Origin of the sequence: Siminovitchia terrae, assembly GCF_003605405.2 — a bacterium.
In the GTDB taxonomy this organism is placed as follows: Bacteria; Bacillota; Bacilli; order Bacillales; family Bacillaceae_C; genus Siminovitchia; species Siminovitchia terrae.
In genome coordinates, this window is sequence record NZ_QYTW02000021.1 from 63,407 (window position 1) to 88,251 (window position 24,845).

Annotated in this window: 21 protein-coding genes; 17 read left to right on the top strand and 4 right to left on the bottom strand. The window is 39.6% G+C overall.

Annotated elements, in window-relative coordinates:
• The 14 genes from essB (at position 1) to D5F11_RS18150 (ending at position 17,498) form a co-directional block, all read left to right on the top strand.
• Positions 1 to 1,281 carry a type VII secretion protein EssB gene (gene essB / locus D5F11_RS18085; RefSeq protein WP_120118004.1) on the top strand — a complete coding sequence of 427 codons (1,281 nt, stop codon included), beginning with the start codon at positions 1 to 3 and terminating at the stop codon, positions 1,279 to 1,281.
• Complete coding sequence (gene essC / locus D5F11_RS18090; RefSeq protein WP_120118003.1) at positions 1,281 to 5,753, top strand: type VII secretion protein EssC; 4,473 nt, start codon at positions 1,281 to 1,283, stop codon at positions 5,751 to 5,753. The genes essB and essC overlap by 1 nt, the downstream gene beginning before the upstream one ends.
• Before the next feature lie 151 nt (positions 5,754 to 5,904).
• A complete protein-coding gene (locus D5F11_RS18095) occupies positions 5,905 to 6,321 on the top strand; it encodes a DUF5082 domain-containing protein (RefSeq protein WP_126646621.1) in 417 nt (138 codons plus the stop codon).
• Positions 6,322 to 6,327: 6 nt separating this feature from the next.
• Positions 6,328 to 6,585, top strand: coding sequence for a hypothetical protein (locus D5F11_RS18100; RefSeq protein ID WP_120118001.1), 258 nt, complete (start codon positions 6,328 to 6,330; stop codon positions 6,583 to 6,585).
• 5 nt (positions 6,586 to 6,590) lie between these two features.
• Positions 6,591 to 8,285 (top strand): T7SS effector LXG polymorphic toxin, encoded by a 1,695-nt coding sequence (locus D5F11_RS18105; protein WP_120118000.1) that lies wholly within the window; start codon positions 6,591 to 6,593, stop codon positions 8,283 to 8,285.
• 89 nt (positions 8,286 to 8,374) lie between these two features.
• Entirely contained in the window at positions 8,375 to 9,469 is a 1,095-nt protein-coding gene (locus D5F11_RS18110; RefSeq protein WP_120117999.1) for a hypothetical protein, read from the top strand.
• A gap of 79 nt (positions 9,470 to 9,548) precedes the next feature.
• On the top strand, positions 9,549 to 10,121 hold the full coding sequence (locus tag D5F11_RS18115) for an STM3941 family protein (protein ID WP_126646623.1): 573 nt from the start codon (positions 9,549 to 9,551) through the stop codon (positions 10,119 to 10,121).
• 46 nt (positions 10,122 to 10,167) lie between these two features.
• Positions 10,168 to 10,956, top strand: coding sequence for a hypothetical protein (locus tag D5F11_RS18120; protein ID WP_120119609.1), 789 nt, complete (start codon positions 10,168 to 10,170; stop codon positions 10,954 to 10,956).
• A 33-nt stretch (positions 10,957 to 10,989) separates the two neighbouring features.
• Positions 10,990 to 11,784, top strand: a complete 795-nt coding sequence (locus D5F11_RS18125; protein WP_120119608.1) for a hypothetical protein — start codon at positions 10,990 to 10,992, stop codon at positions 11,782 to 11,784.
• Between the two features lie 118 nt (positions 11,785 to 11,902).
• Entirely contained in the window at positions 11,903 to 12,208 is a 306-nt protein-coding gene (locus D5F11_RS18130; protein WP_126646624.1) for a hypothetical protein, read from the top strand.
• Between the two features lie 366 nt (positions 12,209 to 12,574).
• Positions 12,575 to 13,474 carry a DNA-3-methyladenine glycosylase family protein gene (locus tag D5F11_RS18135; protein ID WP_185830771.1) on the top strand — a complete coding sequence of 300 codons (900 nt, stop codon included), beginning with the start codon at positions 12,575 to 12,577 and terminating at the stop codon, positions 13,472 to 13,474.
• Positions 13,475 to 14,508: 1,034 nt separating this feature from the next.
• Positions 14,509 to 16,320, top strand: a complete 1,812-nt coding sequence (locus D5F11_RS18140) for an amidohydrolase (RefSeq protein ID WP_120119402.1) — start codon at positions 14,509 to 14,511, stop codon at positions 16,318 to 16,320.
• A gap of 324 nt (positions 16,321 to 16,644) precedes the next feature.
• Positions 16,645 to 16,962, top strand: coding sequence for a PadR family transcriptional regulator (locus D5F11_RS18145; protein ID WP_120119403.1), 318 nt, complete (start codon positions 16,645 to 16,647; stop codon positions 16,960 to 16,962).
• Complete coding sequence (locus D5F11_RS18150) at positions 16,959 to 17,498, top strand: DUF2812 domain-containing protein (protein WP_120119404.1); 540 nt, start codon at positions 16,959 to 16,961, stop codon at positions 17,496 to 17,498. Before D5F11_RS18145 ends, D5F11_RS18150 begins: the two co-directional genes overlap by 4 nt.
• Positions 17,499 to 17,630: 132 nt before the next feature.
• Here D5F11_RS18150 and D5F11_RS18155 read toward each other — a convergent pair whose 3' ends face one another.
• Genes D5F11_RS18155 through D5F11_RS18170 form a run of 4 tightly spaced genes read right to left on the bottom strand, consistent with a single transcriptional unit; the run spans position 17,631 to position 21,272 of the window.
• Positions 17,631 to 19,172, bottom strand: coding sequence for a PH domain-containing protein (locus tag D5F11_RS18155; protein WP_120119405.1), 1,542 nt, complete (start codon positions 19,170 to 19,172; stop codon positions 17,631 to 17,633).
• Positions 19,169 to 19,651 (bottom strand): PH domain-containing protein, encoded by a 483-nt coding sequence (locus D5F11_RS18160; protein ID WP_120119406.1) that lies wholly within the window; start codon positions 19,649 to 19,651, stop codon positions 19,169 to 19,171. The genes D5F11_RS18155 and D5F11_RS18160 overlap by 4 nt, the downstream gene beginning before the upstream one ends.
• Before the next feature lie 26 nt (positions 19,652 to 19,677).
• On the bottom strand, positions 19,678 to 20,583 hold the full coding sequence (locus D5F11_RS18165; protein WP_120119407.1) for an ABC transporter ATP-binding protein: 906 nt from the start codon (positions 20,581 to 20,583) through the stop codon (positions 19,678 to 19,680).
• Positions 20,583 to 21,272 carry an ABC-2 transporter permease gene (locus tag D5F11_RS18170; RefSeq protein ID WP_120119408.1) on the bottom strand — a complete coding sequence of 230 codons (690 nt, stop codon included), beginning with the start codon at positions 21,270 to 21,272 and terminating at the stop codon, positions 20,583 to 20,585. Before D5F11_RS18170 ends, D5F11_RS18165 begins: the two co-directional genes overlap by 1 nt.
• A gap of 155 nt (positions 21,273 to 21,427) precedes the next feature.
• Here D5F11_RS18170 and D5F11_RS18175 point away from each other — a divergent pair, with 155 nt between their 5' ends.
• The 3 genes from D5F11_RS18175 to D5F11_RS18185 all read left to right on the top strand — a co-directional run bounded on the left by D5F11_RS18175 (position 21,428) and on the right by D5F11_RS18185 (position 24,811).
• On the top strand, positions 21,428 to 22,147 hold the full coding sequence (locus tag D5F11_RS18175; RefSeq protein ID WP_120119409.1) for a response regulator transcription factor: 720 nt from the start codon (positions 21,428 to 21,430) through the stop codon (positions 22,145 to 22,147).
• Positions 22,134 to 23,861, top strand: coding sequence for a sensor histidine kinase (locus D5F11_RS18180; RefSeq protein ID WP_120119410.1), 1,728 nt, complete (start codon positions 22,134 to 22,136; stop codon positions 23,859 to 23,861). The genes D5F11_RS18175 and D5F11_RS18180 overlap by 14 nt, the downstream gene beginning before the upstream one ends.
• A 749-nt stretch (positions 23,862 to 24,610) precedes the next feature.
• Positions 24,611 to 24,811, top strand: a complete 201-nt coding sequence (locus D5F11_RS18185) for a hypothetical protein (RefSeq protein ID WP_126646625.1) — start codon at positions 24,611 to 24,613, stop codon at positions 24,809 to 24,811.
• Positions 24,812 to 24,845 lie beyond the last annotated feature (34 nt).

Genomic DNA, 24,845 nt, shown 5'->3' on the forward strand with positions numbered 1-24,845 from the left:
ATGAGTGAGAGAAAACGACTTTATTTAGAAGAACGACTAGGTATGCAGTTAGGGAAAGATGAAAACGGCTATTATACTATTACATTTCAAAATGAAGAGATTCAATTAAATGATACGTTAGAAGCAAGAGTACTAGACGGTTGTGATCCGTACACTACGAGAGAAATCGAACAAAATGAAGACGACTTTGTCATTAAAGTGAGACCAGTGATCCCATTGAAGTCGTTTGGTACGTTTAAAAATAAAGAAGAAATTGTGAAACTCTTTGTTGCCCACGCATTGATCCAAAAAGTCATCCAACATGATCACGATATACTTCATTTGATTGTCAGCCCGGAGAACGTGCTTGTCAGTGATGGGCTGGAGGTGACATTTATCCATTATGGTGTGAAAGATAGTATCCCCCCATATGAAAAAACCCCCGACAGATTATTTTTTGAATTACGTACCACATTACTAGTGCTTTTAGATGGGAATTATCGATTCAATGAATATATGAATCATCATGATACATTAAAACTATCTAATAAGGCAACAGCCCTTATCCAACAAACAACGTTAGAAGGATTACGTGAACTTGTTTGTGATTGGATTCGAGAACAGGAGCAACAAGAGAAGCTTTTACATAAAGTGCCGAAAACAAGGTGGACCCTACAAAAGTGGATAAGCATCGGCCTTATTTCCGCGCTTGTACCAGCGATCGTGTATATTGTGTACGTTCTTGCCTTTTTACAACCACGCCAAGAAGCATTTACCGCTAGCCATGGCGCTTTCTTAAATGAAAACTATAGTGAAGTGATTGATACCCTTGAACCGTATTCACCAAGCAGCATGCCCCGCGTTGTAAAATATGAACTCGCACAATCTTATGTTGCAGTAGAGCCATTGCAAGACTATCATCGGGAAAACCTTAAAAATGTGCTCGTGCTACAGGCTGCAGAGCCTTATTTCGATTACTGGATTTCGATTGGACGGGGCGAAAATGAAGAGGCCATTGATACTGCCCGCGGGCTTCAAGATAAAGAGTGGCTCGTATATGCCAATTTGAAGCGTCGAGAAGAAGTCAAAAATGATAATAAGCTGTCAGGAAAAGAGCGGGAAGACTTGATCAAGGAGATTGAAGCAGAGATAGATAATTATATGCGTGAACTTGAGGAATTAGCGGAGGAAGAAGAACCACTCCAACAGAATGATGAAGGTAATCCAGACAATCAGGGAGGAAAAGACGAAAAAGAAAAGGATAGTGATTCCAAGAAGGAAAAGGGTGGAGGTGACAAATAATGTCCTCGACATTGTGGGTCTTTTACGATCAGTATATGCAAAGGGCATCGGTGGATGGACTCCCTACTGTTATTGGCTCAGGGGAACAAGCGAAGGTGCGTATTTCTTTTTTACAAAAAGACATACAAGTTCGTAATCAAGACGGTCAGTGCTTGATTATGTGTGGAGACGAAGAATTGCATACTCTTTCTTCTGGTGAATCATGCAACTTGAACATAGATGGTCAACCGTATTTTTTCCTATACATAAAAGAGGCTCCAAGTATAAAAAAGTATTACATGGGTCATTCGAATCTTGTGACCATTTCCAATAAATCTTCTGCCAATGTCATTTTACCGTTAGATATTCAGGTAGATTGCACATTGCTATGTGAAAGGAAGAAATGGACGCTCTATCCGAAAGAAGGGGCACAAGCCCCGTATGTGAACGGAGTGAAAGTGTCCACACCGACCCGTATATTAGACGGTGATGAGCTTCTTTTTGGACGCGTGCTTTTGAAAATTTTAGATGGCGACATTTTGGTGGTTGAAAGCAGTGAGCCTTATGAAACGACGTTGACACAGGTAGAAACGCCAACGTCCCTTATGCAACAACAGTATCCTATTTACCGTCGTACACCACGTATGATCTATGAACAACCGACCGATAAAGTGGATTTCTCTATGCCGTCTGAAGAAGTGGATGATACGAGTAGGCCACTGTGGTTGGTTTTGCTGCCGCCGCTTGCGATTATCGTGATCATGGTCACGATTTCGATTACATTGAAACGCACGTGGATGTTGTTCATGTCTGTCCCGATTATGACGGTAATGGCGTTTGTGGCGACAATGATGTTTTTTCGAGAAAAGAAAAAGCGGAAGAAAAAGGAAGAAAAGCGTAAACGTGTGTACACTCGCTATTTAGAGGTGAAGCGGGATGAATTGCAGGCGCTAGCTGAAGCGCAAAGGCATGCGCTTTCGTATCATTTGCCGACGTTTGAACAAATGAAGGATAAGACTCGTCGTGTCAGTAGCCGTATTTGGGAAAGAACCATTGACAACGACGACTTTTTAGATATTCGAATTGGACGCTCGTCGGTGCCCGCCAGCTTTGAATTAAATCAACCGAGTGATGAGTTATCGAATCGTGATCGGGATGAGCTGATGGAGGATTTTGAGCGGTTACGTGACAAGTATTCACACCTAGAGGATGCCCCGCTACGTTTAAGTGTCGCCCGCGGTGCGCTCGGATATGTTGGAAAGCCTTCCATTGTGGAACGTGAAGTATCGCAAATTATTGGGCAACTCGCTTTTGCCCACAGTTATCATGACTTACGGTTTGTCGCGATTTTACATAAAGAACAGCGTAGAAAATGGGAGTGGATGCGCTGGTTACCACATTTTCAATTGCCTGGTTCAGAGGCAAAAGGCTTCATTTATGATGAGAAGGCGTGCGACTACATTTTAAATCCGCTGTATCACATGCTGCGTGAGCGAGAATTGGCACAAAAAGAAGCATTTGAGAAGAAACGAGAAGCGAAAAAATTTCTCCCGCACATCGTTTTCTTTGTCGCAAACCGTTCACTGATTGCAGAACATAGTATTATGGAATATTTGGAAGGAAAAGATAAACAACTTGGCTTCACCGTCATCTTTTTAACAGATGTGACTCAAAACTTAAATGAACATGTGCATACAATTGTGAAAGCAGTAAACCGAAACGAAGGGGAAATTGTTCTACTAAGGAACATTTCGATTCATAAACGCTTCCAGTTTGATCCCTACAATCCGTCGAACGAAAACTATGCCCGCATGCTCGCTTCTTTGTATCATCAACAGGGTATGACGCGGTCAATCCCTGATATGGTGTCCTTTATGGAAATGTTCCCAGGGGTTAAGCAGGCGAAAGATTTAAAAATCAATAAACGTTGGCAAATCAATGACAGCACTAAATCCCTTGCAGTGCCAATCGGCTTTAAAGCAAAAGATGAGCTGCTTGAGCTAGATGCACATGAAAAGATGCATGGTCCCCACGGATTGCTTGCAGGAACAACGGGATCAGGGAAATCAGAGTTCTTACAAACCTATATTTTGTCTTTAGCCGTCAACTACCACCCCCATGAAGTTGCCTTCTTGCTCATTGACTACAAAGGGGGCGGAATGGCGCAGCCATTTAAAGGGATGCCGCACCTCCTTGGTGTGATCACCAATATTGCTGAGAGTGAAAACTTTAGTTTACGTGCCCTAGCCTCCATTCGATCAGAATTAAAGAAGCGTCAACGCTTATTCGATGAATATACCGTTAACCATATTAACGACTACACGGAACTGTATAAATCAGGTGTCGCTAAAGAGCCGATGCCGCACCTCTTTATTATTTCCGATGAATTTGCGGAGCTAAAAAATGAGGAGCCAGAATTTATTAAAGAACTTGTATCTGCGGCGCGCATTGGGCGATCTCTTGGTGTACATCTTCTCCTAGCGACACAAAAGCCGAGCGGAGTTGTAGACGGGCAAATCTGGAGTAACTCCCGTTTTCGGATCGCCTTGAAAGTACAAAATGCCACGGATTCAAGAGAAATTTTGAAAAACGAGGATGCTGCTTATATTAAAGAAACGGGCCGAGGCTATTTACAAATTGGTAGTAACGAGCAATACGACTTGTTTCAAAGCGCTTGGAGCGGTGCACAGTACATGCGGTCAGCTCACGAGGGGGAAGAGGAGATTGCTTATGTGACAGATCTTGGTTTAAAGCTTGTTTCACGAGCGGAGATGGAAGAGGACAACAGACAAGAAAGTATCACTGAGATTGAGGCGATTGTCAGAGAAATCGCTACAACAACAAACGAATTGGCGATTGTTCCAGCAAAAAGCCCATGGCTTGACCCATTAGAAGAACGGATCTTCTATGATGCAAAGCGTTACGAAGAAGATGATCCACAAGCATTCCCATTTGCGCTTGCCGATGACCCAGAGAATCAACGGCAATTCCCCATTTGTTATGATTGGGGCAAGAGCGGCAATTTAATGATCTTTGGTATAAGCGGATACGGAAAGTCGATGACGCTCATGACGTTACTCTTCGCATTTGCGGAGAAAAGATCACCTGAGCAAGTTAACTATTATTTGCTCGACTTTGGGAACGGTGCCCTTCTGCCATTGCGCCAGCTTCGTCATACCGGGGATTATATTAAATTAGATGAAGGACGTAAGTTAGAGAAGCTCATTGACTACATTGAAAAAGAAATGGAACTTCGCAGTGAGCTGTTTATGGAAAAAGAAGTGAGCAACATCTCCGTTTACAATGAGGTGAGTGACGAGCCATTGCCATCGATTTTCATTGTCATTGATAACTATGACATCTTGCCGGAAGAGTTTTCAGACCTAGTCCCGGCCTTCACTCGGTTCGCGCGAGATGGTCAATCACGCGGCATTTACGTCTTTGTAACCGTAACTGCAAGAAACGCGGTGAAGCCTGTGCTGTTAAACAGCATGAATATGAAGATTTGTCATTACATGATTGATAAAACTGATGTCACATCAATACTTGGAAGGGTTCCATTTGCGATTGAGTCTGTCCCGGGTCGAATGATTGTCGCAAAAGGTAAAAACTGGCTTGCCCATACTTACTTACCAGCTGAAGGGGAAACGGATTTTGAAGTAATTGAAAACGTGAAAGCACGTATCCAAACGATTAATAGCCGCTATCATGGATCGGCACTGCCAAAATCGATGGTCATGTTGCCGAAGACCTTGACACTTGCTGGGTTCCGAGAACGCTTGGAAGAAAATCCTCAACCAGGAATCCCACTCGGCCTGAACGAAGAGACCGTGCTGCCAGTCTATATGGCTGAGGATGCAGGGGCGCACACATTGGTTGTTGGTGAACCACAGCGCGGAAAGTCAAATATGTTGAAAGTCATGCTTTCGTTCTACCTTGAGTACGATAACATAGAAAAGATTATCGTATTTGATGGAGTCGATCGCCCGTTATTTGATTTCAATCGCCATGAAAAAGTGTCCTATGTCATGACAATGGAAGGATTGAATCAAGAGATCGAAGAGGCAACACGAGTTATGGAATTAAGAAAGGCTCAATATGAAGAGGCGTTAAGCCAGGGGATGGAATTTCCTACCTTCTCTCCTTATCTCTTTGTTATTGATAATGTTGCAGACTTTAAACAGGCACTTGGCATGACGAAAGAAACTGCTTTTGCGGATATGATGAAAACGTTTGGGCATTTACAGTTCCAAGTCATAGCCGCAGCAAATCATCGGGAAATCAGTTTAGGGCGCAGCCCAGTTATTGAACAATTAAAGTCTGTCCGTCAACATGTACTTCTGATGAAAAAATCAGGGCAGAGCGTGATAAGCTTTACGATAGATCGTACAGAGAAATTAGGAGAGGGATTTGGTTACCATATCGTCAATGGGCAAGATGTGAAAATCAAATTCCCAGAAGTGGTAAAAGAAGATCTACTTGTGCTTGTCTAATATATCAACTAGTCAACGCCGTTTTTGGCTATGTCGTCTGGCGAGGGCTAAACGAAGTTTTTAAAATCGTTAAGATGCTTGACAGTAAGGATGGGTTTTATTCAGTGAAGAAGGATTAAACTGTGTGATAAAAACGAAGAAGGGTGTATAGGTGATGAGCTATTATTTAAATCAAATTAATCTGCTGAATAATGAGATCCGAACGATTAGGAAAGGAATGGATATAGCAGGAGAGCATCGTCAAGAGTTGCTTGATGTCCGAAGTAAGTTAGTAACTGAAAAAAGTACGTTAGTATCAGATAAAAGTCATATCGATAATCCGGAATTAGGAAATGACGCAGCGCGTGGGACCATTGCATCTGACTTCGAAAGGGCAGAGCGTGATAAGCTTAAACTGGAGCATGTGAAGTTACCAGAGCAAGTCCAAGAAATGATCGATGCCATTGATAGTGAGCGAGATCGACTCCATGAAAAAATTGAGAGTGGAAGACTACAAATTCAATACCGAAATGATCGAATTAACCATTTGAGAAAGCTAGATAAGCTAGCAAGGGAAAATAAGGGGTGATAGATGATGGAAATTAAAGTAAACGTAGAGGAAGCCCTAGTAATCCTTCAGGCAGTCGGAGAGCTTGCTGGTAGTTTTCAAAAAGAAGCGGTTGATTCAACTGAGGGGCTGGACATGTTGCTAGCTGAAACCGGAGAAGTAGAAGAAATAGAGGATAAATTAAGCGTGTATTTTCAGGCGTTGAGTCAAATGGAACAGCAATTCCAAACCTTGGTGCAAGAATATGAGAATGTGGACCATGAACTTGCAGGGAAAATGAGGTGAAAATAATGAAAATCTTAGATGTCAGTCAAGCGATCGCGAAGCTTGATAAAGACATAGATCAATTGCAACATCGCCTGGATTTTTTGGATTTGATGGATGTAGGAATTGAAAGAGTACTGAATATGGACGGCGCATTCACTGGAGAAGGTGGGGAAGCAATAATCTTGAATCATGCTGAGTTACAGCTCCCAACGATCCGGGCATTTCGCGCCCACATCACCATTACGATTGAAAAAATCAAAAAAATGAAGGCATATATCCTTGAATTTGAGCCCTCTGAAAATGGGGTAGTGACCGAAGATTTTTGGGATACGCAAATGACTCGAGGGCTAGATAAAGTTGAGGAGTCAACGGAGCAGTCTAAACAAAAAGTGGATGAGTATGCCACTTCGGTTAGCCATATTATGAATCTTGGAAAGCTAGACATATGCCAAGTATTAAACTGCATCGATAGTTCGCGTAAATTCGCAAGTGAAGTCGTTGATGATTTGTATATGCTTGACAATGACGGAGTCGATTTAATGGCTGACGTACAAGCGAGCCGTACCGAACTAGACACCATTGTGCAAAAAGCGGTAGAGTGGACCAATGCAGGCGGACCTCTTTTAAAAGGGGTGAATATTCAAGACGTAAGGTCACATTTCGAAGAGATGACGTTACATAAGGAAGCGCCGGACGTGAATATGGGTCGCTTGGATCGTGGAGATGACCGTTCGTTAGTACAGGGAGTAGTGAATTTCTTAGGAACAGATGTAAAAACGATTCAGAATTGGGGACTGGTTGGTGTTGATGTTGCGCGTGGTGCAGCGACGACAATAATGTTTACAACGGGCATGTTGAAATTCGTGGACAATGGAAACGGTACTGTTAAATTGGTGGCCGATAAGAAATGGACAAAGCAAAAAGGAAAGTACGATTCAAAACTGGCTTCTAAAATACATGAGTTGATGAAACACCCAAAAGGGAAATATATTGTTCAACGTTATGGATATATGCCTAGCAATCTTCCAAAAGAAATAGCCGGATTAAGGAATCTGCCTAAAGTAGGAGTTGGAGGACTGTTGAACAGAGCTTCAGGTCCAACAGTGATCTATAAAAATGGACAGCGGTTTGTAAATTACTTCCGGCGTGGGGATGGTCTTAAAGGAAATGCATCTAATTTATGGAAAAACTTAAAAAGCAATTTCTTACCAACAATAAAGAGCATTGATGTAAAAAATTCGCTTAAAAATATAAAACCAGGTGGTGGCGGCTGGCAAAAGAATCTCGCCCGAGCAGGAAATGTATTGGCGGTAGGCCTCAACTTTATGGAGGCATTTTCGGATGAACATAAAGATAAAAGTGCCGCACAAAGAACAGGTCGCGCGCTTGCAGGAACAGCGTTGGATATTGGTGCTGCATATGCGGGTGCAACTGGAGGGGCGGCTATAGGTACGATGATTTTCCCTGGTGTCGGTACGGTCGTTGGTGGATTTGTTGGCGCAGCAATTGGTGGTATCTCAGCGAACACATTTTTAGGAGAGCCTGTACGGCAAGTTGGAGAGAAAATTGGAGCTGCAGTTGAAAAAGGTTGGAATGCCGCAGTAGATGCAGGAAAAGCTGCTTGGAATGCAGCAAGTGATTTTGGAAATGAGGTCAAAGAAGGAGCAAAGAATTTACTATCAAGCGGTGCCAAAGCGCTTGGAAGCCTGTTTGGTTAATGTAGGTGATAGGGGGATCTCCCCCCTTCCCAATATTTACTGCTAGGTTTCTTATTATGTAATGAAATGTGGAATTGAGGTGCAAAATTGTGGGATATGTTAACCCATCTCCTGATACATACGAAAAAAAGGAAAGTTTTCTCTCTACTTATAGTGGTTATTACTTTTTTTTCGGGGCGTTGGTTCATCTCTATAGTATTCCCAATATATTTTTTGTGTACATAAATGATACATCGCGTTTGTTTGCCATTTTACTTTGGGGAAGTTATTTGATTGTTTGTGCGATTTCTGCATATGTTGATTATCGTGTTCCAGATAATGCTCGACTGGGAACTTATTCACTGGTTCTTTCTGCAGGTCTATGGTCAATGGTGGCGATTAATTTATATGGAATACAGGCGTTAGTGGATCAGCCATTTTACCAAGAGCTCTATATCAATCTTCTATGGATTCAATTGTTGTTCATTTTATTTTCATGGATCAAGTGGATCCCGGTTCGTACACGAGAGAGGATAGCCCGTATAGTAACCATTATACTTGGCGCTTTTTTTATATTTCATTTGTTAGGGATTTTTGCTTCCACCAAAGGCATGGGGATTTATGCATTTTTGTTTGGGAAAGAAGTAGCGGTGGCCCTCATATGGCCAGGCATCGCCCTTTTTTTCTCTGGATTTTGGACACGTCTGATTATGGCCGCGGGCATAGACTTAGACATTACGCCAGAAGAGCGGGCGCGAAGGATGGCAGAAGAGAAAGCACGCGAAGAGGCGAAGAAAAGAAAACCATCAGAAGAAATGCTGTCAAGTGGACGTTACTTGGAGTATGGAGAGTTGGATTATTACATTACAGAGGGAATAAGTAGTTATCGGGAAAAGGGATCGAAGACGTTTGAAGATGTAGAGTTTTTATATGTAGAGAATGCCGTCCGTTATTTTAATCGCTTGGATTTGACTCCGACAAAAGAAATGATTTTGTACAAAGAGAATGGGCAATGGTACTGTCAGACAACAGGGCAAGAACCTGAACGAGTGTTGTTACCAGAGCATTTAGAAGAGGAAAAGGACGAATTTGAAATCGATAAACGTGAGTATTTGGAACAGGCGATTGAATACAGACGTATAGTCCCGTACTTTGTAGAGATTCCGAGTGATATTGATGAGTCCAAGATTGACAGGGATGAATAAAATGTATTCTTGAAAAAGCTATCAACTGTTGTAGAGAATATTTTGGTCCGATAAAAAACGGCTTAAAGGAGAGGCAGAGATGGTGAGTGAAGCAAATCGAACACAAGTCAGTAATGACAGTATGATTGTTTACCCTGGGAAAGGGAGAATGTTGTTGCTTTCGATTTTATCATTGGCGTTTGTGGCTGTGCTTGTGTGGGCGGCGTTTAATCGAGTTGAAATTGCAGACGATGCCCAAGGGATCACCGCTGTCATCGCGCCCATTCTCCCCTTCATTTTGGTGGTAGGCATCCCGTTTTTTGGCCTTTGCACGGTGTATCTATTGTATGGTCTTGTCAAACCGAGACCGTCATTACGAATTGATCAAGAAGGAATTTACGAAAATGCTACTCTAGCAAGTGTGGGTCTGATCCGTTGGGATGAGATTGAGCGAATAGGGATGTATTCGTTAGGGGGACAAAAGATGATTGGCATCATGCCGACAGACTTTGAACCTTTCCTTCAACGACAAAGTGGTGTGAAACGTGCACTATTAAGTATGAACAAGAAAAAAGAGATTCCAATCAGTATCCCGCAAAATGCAAGTGATGTTCCGTTAGAGGCAGTGTTGGAATTTGTTGAGCAATTTATTGATAAAGAGAAAATCGGGTAGGTACATTCATTCCAAGGATTAATAAACATGAATGGAGGGGTGGACAATGATTCAGGAGAAAAAAGCATTCTCGTTATCGACAGAAGAACTAAGCGTAGCGATGATGTTATGTGGCTATGAGCAAGCGGCGGCTGATGCGCTAAAGAACACACGAGATTGGGAAAGTGATGAGCAACTACAAGAAGTTGTCGGAGAAGCGGAGTTGTTATTACGGCGTCGCGGCTATCAAAATGAAAAAGGTGAAATAGATCAGGGACTCGAAAGCCTAGTTCATCTATTGATGAGAGCAGAGAAAAAAGTACGTTGTGTGCATGGTAAAACAGTGATGCTTTTACATAACATGGGGTCTCAGAAAGTGCTTGTGCAAAAATGTGAAGATGGCATGCATAGCTTTTACGACATGGATATGAGAAAAAATAAACAAGGTGAAAAAACAATACAAGATTTTTATCAGTTTCCCTCTGAACACCCGATCGAGATGGAGCCCTTTATAATGTCGAGTGAGATGTTCCAGTCTTTTTCCGTTGCAAAGACGGCAAAACAAATCAACGAATTGCTTTCTGACGGAGAACATCCTCAGGCTATGGAGGCATTCATGGAAGCGTTTGTGAAGAGAGGATGTTTCCTGAATAATTTTTCATTGATCAAGTCTGACTACATCACAGATGAGAATGAAATTCCAGAAATACATTTGTTTTTACCGTCAAAATCATTTATTTGGTATATCGATTACACGGAAGTAGATACGCAAGGTCAAGTGTACTTCTATCCTACAGAAGCATCCTCATTGATTCAGATGATCATGGCACGGATAAAAATGTGGTTTGGATTTTAAAAAAAGCGGATGTTCTTATTGGAGGGATGGATGATGAACTTTTTAAAAGAAAAGAAGATCACCTTATCTACAGATGAATTTATTGGGGTGCTCGCCTTGTGCGGTTATGAGGATGTGGCGCGTGAAGCCTCATTGCTAAAGCGGGATATGACAGAGGAACAGGTAGGCCATTTCGCGTATCACGTAGAAAGGCTGTTAAAGCATCGCGGTTATTGGGATGAAGCCCGTTCAACACAATTAGTCCAAGAAGTAGAAGATCTGATTCATGCTGTGATGGAGGCGCCAAAAAAGGCTCGGTGTGTATACGGGCAGTATGCATTAATATTTCATCACCTAGCAGATGGAGGCAGGATCGTCCAACGTTTTGAAGGAATGGATCATATATTTACAATGATTAATGCTAATCTTGATTATATGGAGCATCTGATCGACTTTTACGGTTTACCAGAGGAAGAGCCAAGAGAGGGGATCGCACCTTTTAAGATTGAAAGAGAACTGTTTGATTCCATGGGTACATATACAGATGAAGAAATGGACGCAATTTGTAAGGATGAGGACCATCCAATCTCTTTCCGCTCCTTTTTAAGAGACTTTCAAGAACGTCATGCCACTTTTGATTCAATTACGTTTATGTTCGGGGAAGAAGTGGAAGAGGCGCAACGCGATGAGCCAGTATATCTATTTTTAAGAGGAAAGTCGTGTGTGTGGTTTCTAGATTATAGCTTTGTGACGGAAGCAAATGAAATCGAAGTATATCCTGTGGAAATGAAGGAATATATGAAACTAATTGCAGAGGAAGAGCTTCCAGCTTGGTTGGAACGGAATTAATATATAAGAAACGTACTTTTCTTGGTGGCGGGCTTTGTAAAGGAGCTCGTCATCTTACTATGCGATCAAGAGCCGATACCTGGTAACGTTAATACTTTACTATTGTATCAGGACGTTTTTGAGGCAGCAGAGGCAAGAATTATATTACATTGCAGAGGGAATAAGCAGTTATCGGGAAAAGGGATCGAAGACGTTTGAAGATGTAGAGTTTTTATATGTAGAAAACGGGCAATGGTACTGTCAGACAACAGGGCAAGAACCTGAACGAGTGTTGTTGCCAGAGCATTTAGAAGAGGAAAAGGACGAATTTGAAATCGATAAACGTGAGTATTTGGAACAGGCGATTGAATACAGACGTATAGTCCCGTATTTTGTAGAGATTCCGGGTGATATAGATGCATCCAAGCCCGACAGATCTGAATAGAGCCGTATTTTTGAAAAAGCTATCAGCTGTTGTAGAGAATATTTTGGTCCGATAAAAAACGGCTTAAAGGAGAGGCAGAGATGGTAAGTGAAACAAGTCGAACACAAGTCAGTAAAGGAGTATGATTGTTAACCCAGTTGGAAAAGCCGGAATGTTTATCTTTTGGTGCTACTAAGTTCTAAAATAGGTAAAATCATGGCAGTGCTTACCAAAATAGTTTTTTGGCGGTATATCCCTTTATTGGTATTTTTATCCAATTCCATTAATCGTAGGTATTGCTTGTGTAACATATGTTAATTGAAGGGACAAGAACTGACTTAAAATAGGCAATGAATGCTGTTCAGTATAACTAAGGAGGATAAACATTTGTTTAAAATTATTATTCCAAAAGCACCTTTTGATTTTAAAAAAATATTAAAAAGAATGTCATCAAGGAATAATAATAACGTACTTATTAATGAGGAAAATTTATCTCTTCAACGAATTGTAACCATAGATTCCCAACCAACTCTTTTATACGTTACTTTTCAGGGAGATATTGATCATCCACTTTTAAAGGTACATATTCCTAACAACACTAGCAGGATTCAACAAGAGAAGCTATTTCAGCTTGTTCGACACATGTTTTCAACTGAGTGTGATCTATTAAAGTGCTACGATTCTTTGTCAGGCTCTCCCTATCTAAAACCACTTATTAATCAATTTTATGGTTTAAGGCTAGTGTTGGAGCCAAGTTTATTCGAAGCGATTGCAAAATTAATCATTTATCAACAAATAAATACCACTTTTGCAGCGGAGCTTGTTAATAGATTAATGACTCTTACTGCTGAGGAAGTAGAGGTGGAAGGGAATTGTTTGCCAATTTTTCCTTCACCAGAATCAATAGCAAAACTGTCCTATAACCAATTAAGAAGAATATCTTTTAATCAGAGGAAGGCTGAATATGTGATAGATTTTGCACAAAATATTGTGGAAGGAAAAATTAACTTAGATCATTTTTGGAAATTAACAGATGAAGAGATCATTCAAATTCTATCAAACGTAAGAGGAATTGGTAAATGGACAATTGAATGTACCCTTCTTTTTGGGATGGGAAGATTAAATATATTACCTGCGGGAGATATTGCGTTAAGGAAAGTTATTAAAAATGTTTGGGGACTAAAACAAACCCCTTCAGAAAAAGATGTTGAAAAATTAGGGCATAATTGGTCACCTTATAAGAGCTATGCAAGCTACTATTTGTGGTGTAGTGCAAAGCTCTTTTAAAGTAAGGGAGAACACACTGGTAGCAGGCTGCAGCAACTTAATTGACTGGAAAGTTATAAGTAAAAAACTTCAAACTCCCATTTTATACTGATAGTGGTTATCACTTTGATGAAACGAGGCTTTCCAAGCCATCGAAGTCCTGAAAGAATTTGCGAATTGATATCAACTAACTTAGATATTTGTACACCTTCCCACAAAAAGCATGACTGAATTATTATGATGATTAATTAATATTAAAATTTGATGAAATCGGTGAAATTTAAAATTCACAGAACCCGAAGTATCAAGGCTATGAGTGTTTATGAGCAAACTTGAAAATTTAGTAATTATCGAACGTAAAACGTGTAGAGCGAAGGGCTAATATCGTTGTCATATCAAGATGTTTACAGCCTCTTCCCGAGATGTTCGGGAAGGGGTTTTTTAGTACCGAAAAATTGAAATGGCCACTCTTCGACTACTCTTTATTAAAAATCCAACACAGTCATGAGTATCTCCTTTGGCGGCCTCCGAAACGTGCGTGTAGACGTTCATCATTGTTTGAATGCAAAAGCCTTGATTATCCTCTTCCCTGAATAAAAGAGAATCGTGAGTGTATCTAAAACCGTGTACAGTCATTTTAGGTTAGGAAGCTCAAGATGTTTTTTAAAGAATATTGCTTATGAATCGTTTCAAGATGATAGTCGAAGTGGTTTATTTGTCTTTTCCCCTAATGATTTCTAAAAAATGAAACGTTTTCGCATCGGTTCAGTTCTATTTCGAAGCAAAAAGGTTAGAAGCATACAGTTTTTTATATCAAAGATTTTAATTTTTTGCTAGATTTCTCAGGATATAGAATTTTGGCATAATATTTGCAATTAATCTATGAGTGAAGGGATGCATAGGAAGGTTGCTGGACCGAATCAAATGGAGGTTATTTTAATGAAAGATTTTTTCGGACAACTGTGCTTCAATTCAATCATGATCAGGACAGGAGGAATGCACGAAGTCTGCTTGATGAATGAGTCAATAAAAGAAAATCTTAAGGAGTGAAGTATGTGAATAGTATTTTACGAAACAACAAATTAAAATTTTTAGCCTTAATGCTCATCTCATTACTACTAATATTAAGTGCCTGTACTGAAAAATCAGATGTAACCAAAGAAAAAGAGTCAGATGCTGCCACCCAAAAGGACACTGCGACATCCGATGAAGCCTCTCTTGTTCTCAAAAATGGTATCGTTTACACTATGGAGGAAGATCAGTCAACTGCTGAAGCAATTGCGGTAAAAGACGGGGAAATCATGTTTGTTGGAAGTAGTTCCGACGCAGAAAAATATGTGGGGGACAAAACGGAAGTGATTGACCTGGAAGGCAAGATGGTGTCTCCTGGCTTTATAGATGGTCATACCCACCCGCCAGGATTGTGGACTACCAAGCTTTTTAAAGTGGATCTTTCAGTCTTAAAAAAACACGAGGATTATGTTAAAGCTGTAGCTGATTTTAGAAAGAAGAATTCAGATGCTGAGATTATTACTGGAAGCGGATGGGTCAATGGCCCGTATGAGCAGTCAGATGGCACGAATCCTGGTCCAAAGAAAGAAGATTTGGATGCGGTTGTTTCCGACGTTCCGGTAATTCTTAGCTCCATAGATGGACATTCTGTATGGGTAAACTCCAAGGCACTTGAAATGGCCAACATTACAAAAGACACAAAGGCTCCTAAAGGAGGAATGATTGAGCGTAATAGTGATGGCTCTCCTCGCGGAGTTTTGCGAGAAGGTGCAGTTGATTTACTTGCAGATGTTCAGGCCTTGTTTAATTTAACAGAGGAACAATATAAAGAGGCCATCTTGGGATTCCAAGAGGAAATGCATAGTTTTGGTATGACTGGCATCATGAACATGTCGGGTAGTGATATGAGCTTGAAAGTTATGAAGGAATTAGAAGAAGAGGGTAAGCTAACAATGCGAGTTGCCAATGCTTTTACCTTTGATCCCGGCACGAAGCCTGATGAGGGGGTAAAGAAAATACTCGCTGCAGGCAAAAAGTACAACTCAGATTGGATTTCAGTAAATACGGTTAAACTATTTTCTGATGGCGTGACTGAGGGAAAAACTGCGTTGTTTGTGGAGCCGTACACTAAGAATGCCGGAATGGGAGATCACCATCACGGTGATGCGAATTGGGAGCTTGATGATTTCAACAAGATGGTTTCCCAGTTGGATAAGGAAGGCATACAAGTGCATATCCACGCAATCGGTGATGGGGCTGTTAAAATGAGCCTGGATGCCTTTGAACTTGCTAAAAAAGATAACGGAGAACGTGATTCGCGCCACACCATTACTCATATAAGCGCTATTCAAGATAGTGACATCCCCCGTATGGCAGACCTGAATGTGGTTGCTGCTTTACAGCCATTCTGGTTTTATAAGGATCAGTATTATGAGCTGGAAAAAGCAATGATAGGAGAGGAACGTGCGCTTGCCATGTATCCGACTCGAAAGATGTGGGATGAGGGAATCACTATCGCTAGTGCCAGTGATTATCCGCCAACACCGGATTATCGCCCACTGAATGCCATAGAGACAGGGGTTACTAGAAATAGCCCTTACCTGGAAGAACAAGATTCTGATATGATCCGCAATGCAGATCAGGCGCTTACTATAGAAGAAATGTTGCAGTCATATACAAAGAATGTTGCATATCAAATCTTTAGGGACGATGACTTAGGTTCTCTCAAGATTGGTAAAAAAGCGGATATGGTCGTTCTTGACGAAGATATTACCAAAGTTGAGCCTAAAGATATCTCTGAAACTCCTGTCGCATATACGATTGTTGATGGGAAGGTTGTCTATAAAGGAAAATAAAGTCGACCTTTTCTGTTCAGAGAAAAACAAATGATCTAGGTGCTGTAACTTAAGTAGATAAAGGCACAGCGATAGAACGGATGAATTTGAAAAAATATATTTATCTATAAACTAAAATCTGTAAAGGGACTGCCGGTAAGATGAGGCAGTCCTTTTTATGTGTGCAAAAACATTGAAGAGAAAGGAAAGACCATAGTTCAATGAATGTGATTTTCCCCAAAAATGATTTTTTTTATGCAATTATGTCGTTGACAGATATAGCGGGTGGTGATATATTTTGTATATCGAGGGACGATATAACGATGTACGATAGGTGGTATCATAATGGAACAAAATTCTCCTCTGACTGAAGGCGTTTATTATATCCTTTTGTCCTTGTATGAGCCGAGGCATGGATATGGGATTATGCAGTTTGTTTCTGAGTTGAGCAATGGTCGTGTGGAGCTTGGTGCCGGAACGATTTATGGGGCGATCAAAACATTGGTAAAGAAAAAGTGGATTGTGCCATTGGAAGAGGATGGCCGAAAAAAAGAGTATGTGATTACGGATGAAGGACGATTGATTGTCGAGCGTGAAATCGAACGACTTTGTGAACTGTATAAGAACGGTTTGCTAATTGCGAAGGGAGAGAACCCGTCATGAAGAAAGTAGTGTATCGCTTTTATTTAGACTATGAAAAAGAAGAGAATTGGATCAATGAGATGAGCGCGAAGGGGTGGCATTTAGAGAAGTTTGCTTTAGGAAGATTCACCTTTACAAAAGGTGAGCCCGGAAAATATATTTATAGAAATGAATTTATTTCTGAAATGAAAACAAAAGAGAAAAAAGAATACTTTGAGTTTCTCTCTGACAGCGGAATTATTGTTATTCATGAATTTGGCGGCTGGGTATATATAAAAAAAGAGGCAAATGAAGGCCCTTTTGAATTATTTACAGATAATGACTCGCACATCGCTTATTATAACCGCATGATGAATTTCTTTATTGCCATCTTTTTCGTCAATGTATTCTTTGGTATTTTAAATTTTAATATTATGGATGACGGCAAGAATTTAGGATATGTGAAAATGACGGCTGGGTCGTTGAATATCATGGTTGCTTTCCTGTTAATGTTTCCTATCTATAAAATAATTCGACGAAAAAAAGAATTAGAGAAGCAGCAGCAATTTTTTGAATGATGCGGAGTATGAATAGCTCATAAAAACCCTCCCTTTACAGCTGTTTTTGTTACTCATTTTGGTCCACTCTCTGATATTCTTCTTTTTCAAATTGGGGCCTGTTATGACTTCACATCAAAACAGGCCTTAACTTTATTCAACTCTAATGTCATTTTTACGGTTCGCATACCACTGGAAAAATGAATGCGCCAGTTCAACTGGAACATCTTCTACGCTTGAATGATGCACTGGCTTCCCCCTATTGGTAGTCTCAATTGACGCGAGGCCAAGCCATTTTTGAATAATGTTCCGGGTCATCTTTACTTCAATCACTTTTTCTCGTTTAGAAACGAATAAAGAGGTAGTGAGTGCTCCTGTTTTAAATTGAATAAATTGCCCATTCATGACGTAACTGGTATGGAAAAAATTTAACAATCTCGCTAGTAGAATACAAACTAAAAGAGCAGCTGACAGAACTATCCAAGCCTGCTCCACGCCCCAAATTACTGGCTTAAAATAATATAAAACAATTGTAGCAATAAGCCAGAACCAGCTTGGAGACAATATGCGTACCCAAAGGGACTTTTTCGGAAGACGAATCATTTCCTGAGTAATCGTATATGAGGGCAGAATGTCTGAAACCAATTCATACGCTTTATTAATCGGCAGAAAAGGGTATAGTGTACTAGTTTCGAGCGTCTCTTCTCCAAAGTTTAGCTTACCTGCACTTCTTAACTTCACTTCGGCAAGCCCCAATAACCTTTTCATCATTGACTGGTTAATTTCAATTGCCTGCACCTTTTCTTTTGAAATAGTGAAGGCTGTTTCATCAATAATACCCCTAGTAATATATATGTGACTTGAATCTGAAGATATTTTATAGTTCCCATACTTTAAGTGCGTTCTCACAATTCCAAAGCCTGCGGAAGCAATAATGAGTATGATAACAAGGATGGTCGTCACCCACCACGAGCTTATCAGCTGTTTAAATAATCCCCCCGTAGAATCCTCTAAATGAAAAATTTCATTGATTTTATAATAAAATGAGCCAATTAAAGGTATAAGAACAAAGAAACTTAAAGATGTAAAGGATGCTTTTAAGATATCCTTCTTGGTTGACTCGAAATGAATGGCTCGATTTGGATCCTCCTGTGGAATTACAACCCCTGGATTTTCGGTTGTACAATACTGTTGCTCAACTTTAAGTCCCTCGTCATTAATTTCATGCCTCAAACCCGCGGATTTACTTCGACCGGCATTTTTCACGTATGTCTCCATCCACTCGGCTTCTGTTTGTGAGATCACATCGAATTTTATCGTCGAACCTTCATCTTTTACCCCAGTTTCGAAATGAATAGAGGTCATATTAAACATACGATGGAAAATCGATGTATGGCGATTCACGTTCTGAATTTTAGAAAAAGGAATGGTTTGTTCAGATTTGCTGAAAAGTCCTTTATAAAGATGAAAAGATTGATGATCAAGTTCGTATTTGTGGGTGAACCATTTATAGATGATTGATAAAAAAGTCCATCCAACTGCGAGTAAGAAAACAATTCGGCCATATTTTATGAAAAGCGATGCAGATCCCGCTTTTATCACGTATAAGTAAATCACAAAGAAAAAGGAGTTTCTGACTAATTTACCTAAATCAAAAAGCACTACAAGTGGAGAATAACGTTTGATCCTTGTCATTGCTCCACTTCCTTAATTTTTGCGTATTGAGCAATTTGGTTCCTCAACTCGATAGCCACTTCTTTTGGAAGGGCTGGTATGGAGTGAGAAGACCCCATTGTTTCAACTGACACGGAGCAGAGTTCATATTTTCTTAGAAGCGGCCCCTGCTCGGTGGCGACCGATTGGATTTTTGTCATCGGGACAAGTTCATGAGTTTCATTGAGTGCGCCAAATTTTAATTCCAAATATTCTTCATTTACATCGTAACGCCAATTTTTATAAAGTAAAAACGGATGAATGAATGACCAAATTCCACCGATTATAGCTAACGCTGTAATCCCTATCAATATCCACCCGATCCACTCTTTCCAAGAAAAATAAAAATCAAGGTAAAATAAGACACTTAGGATGATGAGACCGATGATATTCCCAATCGTGTCACTGATGAGCCAAACTTTGATTGCGTTCTTTGATAAACGCTGCTGAGGTGCATTCAATGGAAATCACCACCTATATTAATCTATTATTCATCTAAAAATATTTCTTCAAGAGAAGGTTCGTCCACCTCGACACGGTAGACGTCTATTTTATATTGGTTAAATGCTCGAATAACTTCAGCAATTTTTTTCTCATTTTCAAGCGTTATGGTTACATATGACTCTTGCATATCTAAATTTGTTCCTGCTGTGTGCAGCCATTGGATTAGTGTCCACTCTTCTGCTTTAGGGATTGGAGAGTGCTTCAATTTTACTATAAGTGTTGATCGATAGAAGGATCTAAGCTCAGCCATTGTGCCGATCTTAACCACTTTGCCTTCTTTCATTATAGCGATTCGTGTACATATTTTCTCAACTTCATCTAAGTTATGGGATGTCATAAAGATCGTTTTCCCCCGTTTCTGCAGATCATCAATCAATTTATGAATATGAATGACGGATTCTGCATCCAAACCGGAAGTTGGTTCATCAAGAAAAATCAATTCTGGATCATGGATGATTGCTTGCGCTATCCCAAGCTTCTTTTTCATGCCGAATGAAAATTTAGAGGTTTTTACCTTGGAATGTTCCGCTAATCCAACCAACCGCAAAACTTCCAGACAACGGTGTTTATCTGCAGGCTTCCCCGAAAGGGCAGATAGGAATTTCAAATGATCCATCGCTGTTAAAGAACTATAAAATGTGGAGTAATCGGGCATTACGCCAATTCGCTTCTTTATTTGATCATTCGGTCCCTTTACCCCCAAAAGCGAGTATGTACCGGAACTCGGGTGAATAATGCCGGTCAACATATTGATAAAAGTAGATTTTCCAGCACCATTCCGACCAAGAAAACCAAATACCTCTCCTTTTTCTACGATCAAATCAATTCCTTGTACGACTTGAGCCCCTCCATAGGATTTTTTTAACTGATTCGTTTCAATGGCAGTCATTAGCATTCTCTCCTTTTGAATATCAGATTTGCGATAAACATCATCAAACCCGCAAATAGTAATATTACAACTAATGTATAGTCATCACGTTCTAAATAATAAAAAGGTGTAATAAATTTCATCCAGCTTATCCATACATTTGATGTAAATGAAATCCATAATCCAAAAATCGGAAAGGCAAGGCCAATAATAGTTCCAAGAAACATAGTAATTCCCGGCTTCGGGATAAGAACCGAAAGCAAAATAGTCAATGCAATCTGGTATATTAATAAACTCATGATTTGAGAAAAAATAAAGATATCAAATTGTTTAGCAAAGATGCTGATGATCAAGAACGAGATTGCCACACAGACAAACCAAAAGAGGGTAATTCCGAGAAACTTTCCGCATAAGATGCTTGTTCTCGATGTCCTGGTTACTAAAAATCGCATTGTTCGTTCATGTGTTTCCCTATTTATGCAATCATGGGATAAACCCATAACAAATAATTGTCCAAATAAAAAAAGTAGAGTCAATAGGCCAACTGTATAAATTTGTTCTTTTTCACTAGGCGTCAATTCTATCAAACTCATTAATACATATGAAAACTTAGCTGAATAATAGGAGGTTAATAATAAAATCCCAATTATCAAAATGGATTTAATGCTTTTAAACAAACTGAAAAATTCTCTTTTACCGATGACATACATACTTTGTCTCCCCTTTCACGCTTACCAACCTAACATCATTATAAATTGCCTACCTTAAGTTAGAGGAAACCTTACCTTAACATCTCCTTAATTCTTCAATCATGTTTCTTCTAAGTGATATGATAACTAATAGATAAAGAGAGTAGGTGATCTTTATGCAAGAAGCACAATTATTAATTGTGGATGATGAAAAATCCATTATACATATGTTAAAGACGATTTTAAAAAAGGAGTCATTCAAATATATTGATACTGCCGGTACGGCTGAGGAAGCACTTGCCTTATGTAGATCAAAGCGATATGACTTAATCTTGTTGGATGTGATGCTCCCCAGCCGGAGTGGTTTTGAAATTTGTCCGCTTATTAGAGAGACGACAGATGCTCCCATCTTTTTTCTAACGGCAAGATCAACAGATTTGGATAAACTTTCAGGTTTTGCTCTAGGGGCTGATGATTATATTACAAAGCCTTTCAATCCATTGGAAGTTGTCGCAAGGATTAAGGCTCATTTACGCAGGCAAACAGTAAATACGACGCATCCAACCTCTCCAACAAGTTATCACTATGGAAGTCTCTATATAAACACTTTCTCTGGAGAAGTCAAAGTAAATGAAAAAACGGTAGATTTACCTGCCCAAGTATACCAACTACTGCTGTTTTTCTGTAAGCATCCTAATCAGTTGTTTAGTAAAAGTCAGCTTTATGAACAAGTATGGGGAGAAGAGTTTTTAGGGAAGGACAATACGGTTATGGTTCATATAAGGAAGCTTCGTGAAAAAATCGAGGATAACCCAAGCGAGCCATGCCACATTATTACAGTTAGAGGGCTTGGATACAAATTTGTTCCGAGCAGCGGCAGTTATGAACATTCTTAAGCGGTTTATTCTTCAATTTTTTAAACAAATAACGCTAGCTTTTATTTTGTTATCCCTTATTTTAGTAACAATATTAGGCACTATTGGATTTTCTACAACGAATTCCGAAGTAACGAAGGATTTATCTAATGCAGATAGCTTGTTTTTTTCAAATAAAATTTCAATCAAAGATGAAAAAGTAACATTCGACGACCAACTAAAAAAATTGGTTAAAAATCAGGATGGTCAACTTCTTGTTCTGAAAGAAAATGGTGATGTGATAGGTTCCTATAATACCGCTCAACACGGATCTATAGATAAAAATGAGCTTACTTCATTGATTTTTGGAAACCAAGCAGAATATTCGTATTGGAGCTTGGATGAAGAGTATTCAAAACCGTATTTCCTATTATTTCTCAAAAAGAATACCAGTTTAGAAATGTTAAATGAGATACAGTCAGAGATTGATTTGAAAAATCATCGCCTTGGCCTATCCAACAAGACTTTACAAGAGGTCGATGAAGAAAATAGTTGGATTCAATTAATTGATTCAACCGGAAAAGTAATAGACGAATATAGGACACAGAAACAGCCTACTAATTACTCCATACAAGATCTCATTTTGTTATCTCAAAATCAACATGATTCAACAGCAACTTATTTTGATCAGGAGACCTCGCAATTCCTTGTCGTGGGGACATACGATGCGAATTCACATACAAATTTAGAAAAAAGCTTTAATAAAATAATCAATCACAGTCTTTTAATCATTTTTATACTATTATTCCTTTTGTTATTATTAAGCACATTTTGGTATGCACGCAAATTTGGAGTTCCATTGATTATGATGATGAAATGGATAAAAAATCTGGGGGATGGCGTATATGAACAGCCGTATGATCACCATCAACACCCCATTTTGTTAAATCGAAAGGGACAACTGAAAAGGAAATACCGATTATATAAGGACTTCATCACCACACTTGATCAATTAACAGAAATCTTGAAACAAAACGAGTCGGAGCGGATGAAAATGACTCAAACGAGAGAAGAGTGGATCATCGGTATTTCTCATGACTTAAAAACTCCGCTTGCTTCTATTACAGGTTATTCACAGATGTTGGAATCTGAAAACTATTCATGGAGTGAAGAGGAAACAAGAGCATTTGCCAAAGTTATTTCCGAAAAGTCTTCATATATGATGGAATTACTGGAGGATTTAACATTAACTTATCGTTTAAGAAATCGGGCTTTGCCTATAGTCAAAGAAGAAGTGGATCTCAACGAACTTATACGTCGAACAATCATTCATTTTATTAATGATCCTGCGAACAATGAGATGGAATTCAATTTCCAGCCTTATCATGAAACCATTTCTGTATCCATTGATCCAAAATGGTTTCAACGGATTATCGATAATCTAATCGCAAATGCTATTAAATATAATCCATCAGGTACTGTCATTACAGTATCCATCTCTTTGATTGAACAACATCTAATCATTATCAACATTGACGATGATGGGATCGGCATGAATGAGGAAACGGTCAATAAGCTGTTTCAACGCTATTATCGCGGCACAAACACTTGTAATGCTGGCAACGGAACAGGTCTTGGTATGGCCATCAGCAAACAATTGGTACAACTTCATAATGGGTCAATTCAAGTTAAAAGTATCCCAAATGAAGGCACTAGTATTCGAATCATATTGCCTATTTACGCGGAGGATGAGTAGGAGCTATTTTTTTAATGCGAACTCGCCAGGGTTTAATTTAACTTCATTCAGCAGAAGCCTCCCACTTCTATAAGTGGTGAGATGAATGCCATTAGTATTCCATTCAGTGGGGGTTCAAACCCCGGCTGAATAAAGTTAAAGCCTCCGGCGGATGCCACAGATTTTCAGAGGTAATTTATCGAGCGAAGCTCGATAAAATCTGTGCGCAAATACGCCAAGGCGCATTTGAATTATAATAAGAAGTATATGGGCAGAATCTATATAAATAGACAAGATTGATTCAGGAAGTATTGTAAAATCAATGTTATAAACATCTATAAAAGGTCAATCTCTTACCCAAAGAACATAACTACGGCCTTAAAGGCGTATATATATCAAGGCTCTCAACCGATTTTGGTTGGGAGTCTTTTTTACTCCTAGGAAAAACAATCCAAAATATGAAACACTCAAGTATCTGCGTTCCAGGGAATTAAAGATTGTTTTTTAGCCAAAGATGACCCACAACTCACGTGAAAATGCCATGGATCTTAGAAAATATGCTGCGCTAGCCCGCAGATCAAAAACGCATGGAAAAGGATCTTTTAATACTGTACTGCTGAGTAGTATGTTAGTGCTTATCTTGTTCATTATCAGGCTGGTAAACGTCCAAAGTTTTTTGATATATATTCCTAAACTAGTGATGCTCTGTATTCATTCCATGTTAAATCAACAACAGGTTGTCTAACTAAAACTTTTTAGGGAATTTCAAGTTGAGTCAATTTAACTTCATTCAGCAGAAGTCTCCCACTTCAGTAAGTGGTGAGATGAATGCCTATTGGTATTCCATTCAGTGGGGGTTCAAACCCCGGCTGAATAAAGTTAAAGCCTCCGACGGATGCCACAGGTTTTCAGAGGAAATTTATCAAGCGGAGCTCAATAAAATCTGGGCACATACGCCAAGGCGCATTTGATATTAATAAATTTTCCACACCCAAGAATATACTT

Bases quoted from the DNA above. Each gene is read 5' to 3' on its own strand.
- essB (WP_120118004.1), top strand. From the start codon at position 1: ATGAGTGAGAGAAAACGACTTTATTTAGAAGAACGACTAGGTATGCAG.
- essC (WP_120118003.1), top strand. From the start codon at position 1,281: ATGTCCTCGACATTGTGGGTCTTTTACGATCAGTATATGCAAAGGGCA.
- D5F11_RS18100 (WP_120118001.1), top strand. From the start codon at position 6,328: ATGGAAATTAAAGTAAACGTAGAGGAAGCCCTAGTAATCCTTCAGGCA.
- D5F11_RS18105 (WP_120118000.1), top strand. From the start codon at position 6,591: ATGAAAATCTTAGATGTCAGTCAAGCGATCGCGAAGCTTGATAAAGAC.
- D5F11_RS18115 (WP_126646623.1), top strand. From the start codon at position 9,549: ATGGTGAGTGAAGCAAATCGAACACAAGTCAGTAATGACAGTATGATT.
- D5F11_RS18120 (WP_120119609.1), top strand. From the start codon at position 10,168: ATGATTCAGGAGAAAAAAGCATTCTCGTTATCGACAGAAGAACTAAGC.
- D5F11_RS18125 (WP_120119608.1), top strand. From the start codon at position 10,990: ATGAACTTTTTAAAAGAAAAGAAGATCACCTTATCTACAGATGAATTT.
- D5F11_RS18145 (WP_120119403.1), top strand. From the start codon at position 16,645: ATGGAACAAAATTCTCCTCTGACTGAAGGCGTTTATTATATCCTTTTG.
- D5F11_RS18150 (WP_120119404.1), top strand. From the start codon at position 16,959: ATGAAGAAAGTAGTGTATCGCTTTTATTTAGACTATGAAAAAGAAGAG.
- D5F11_RS18155 (WP_120119405.1), bottom strand. From the start codon at position 19,172: ATGACAAGGATCAAACGTTATTCTCCACTTGTAGTGCTTTTTGATTTA.
- D5F11_RS18165 (WP_120119407.1), bottom strand. From the start codon at position 20,583: ATGACTGCCATTGAAACGAATCAGTTAAAAAAATCCTATGGAGGGGCT.
- D5F11_RS18170 (WP_120119408.1), bottom strand. From the start codon at position 21,272: ATGTATGTCATCGGTAAAAGAGAATTTTTCAGTTTGTTTAAAAGCATT.
- D5F11_RS18175 (WP_120119409.1), top strand. From the start codon at position 21,428: ATGCAAGAAGCACAATTATTAATTGTGGATGATGAAAAATCCATTATA.
- D5F11_RS18180 (WP_120119410.1), top strand. From the start codon at position 22,134: ATGAACATTCTTAAGCGGTTTATTCTTCAATTTTTTAAACAAATAACG.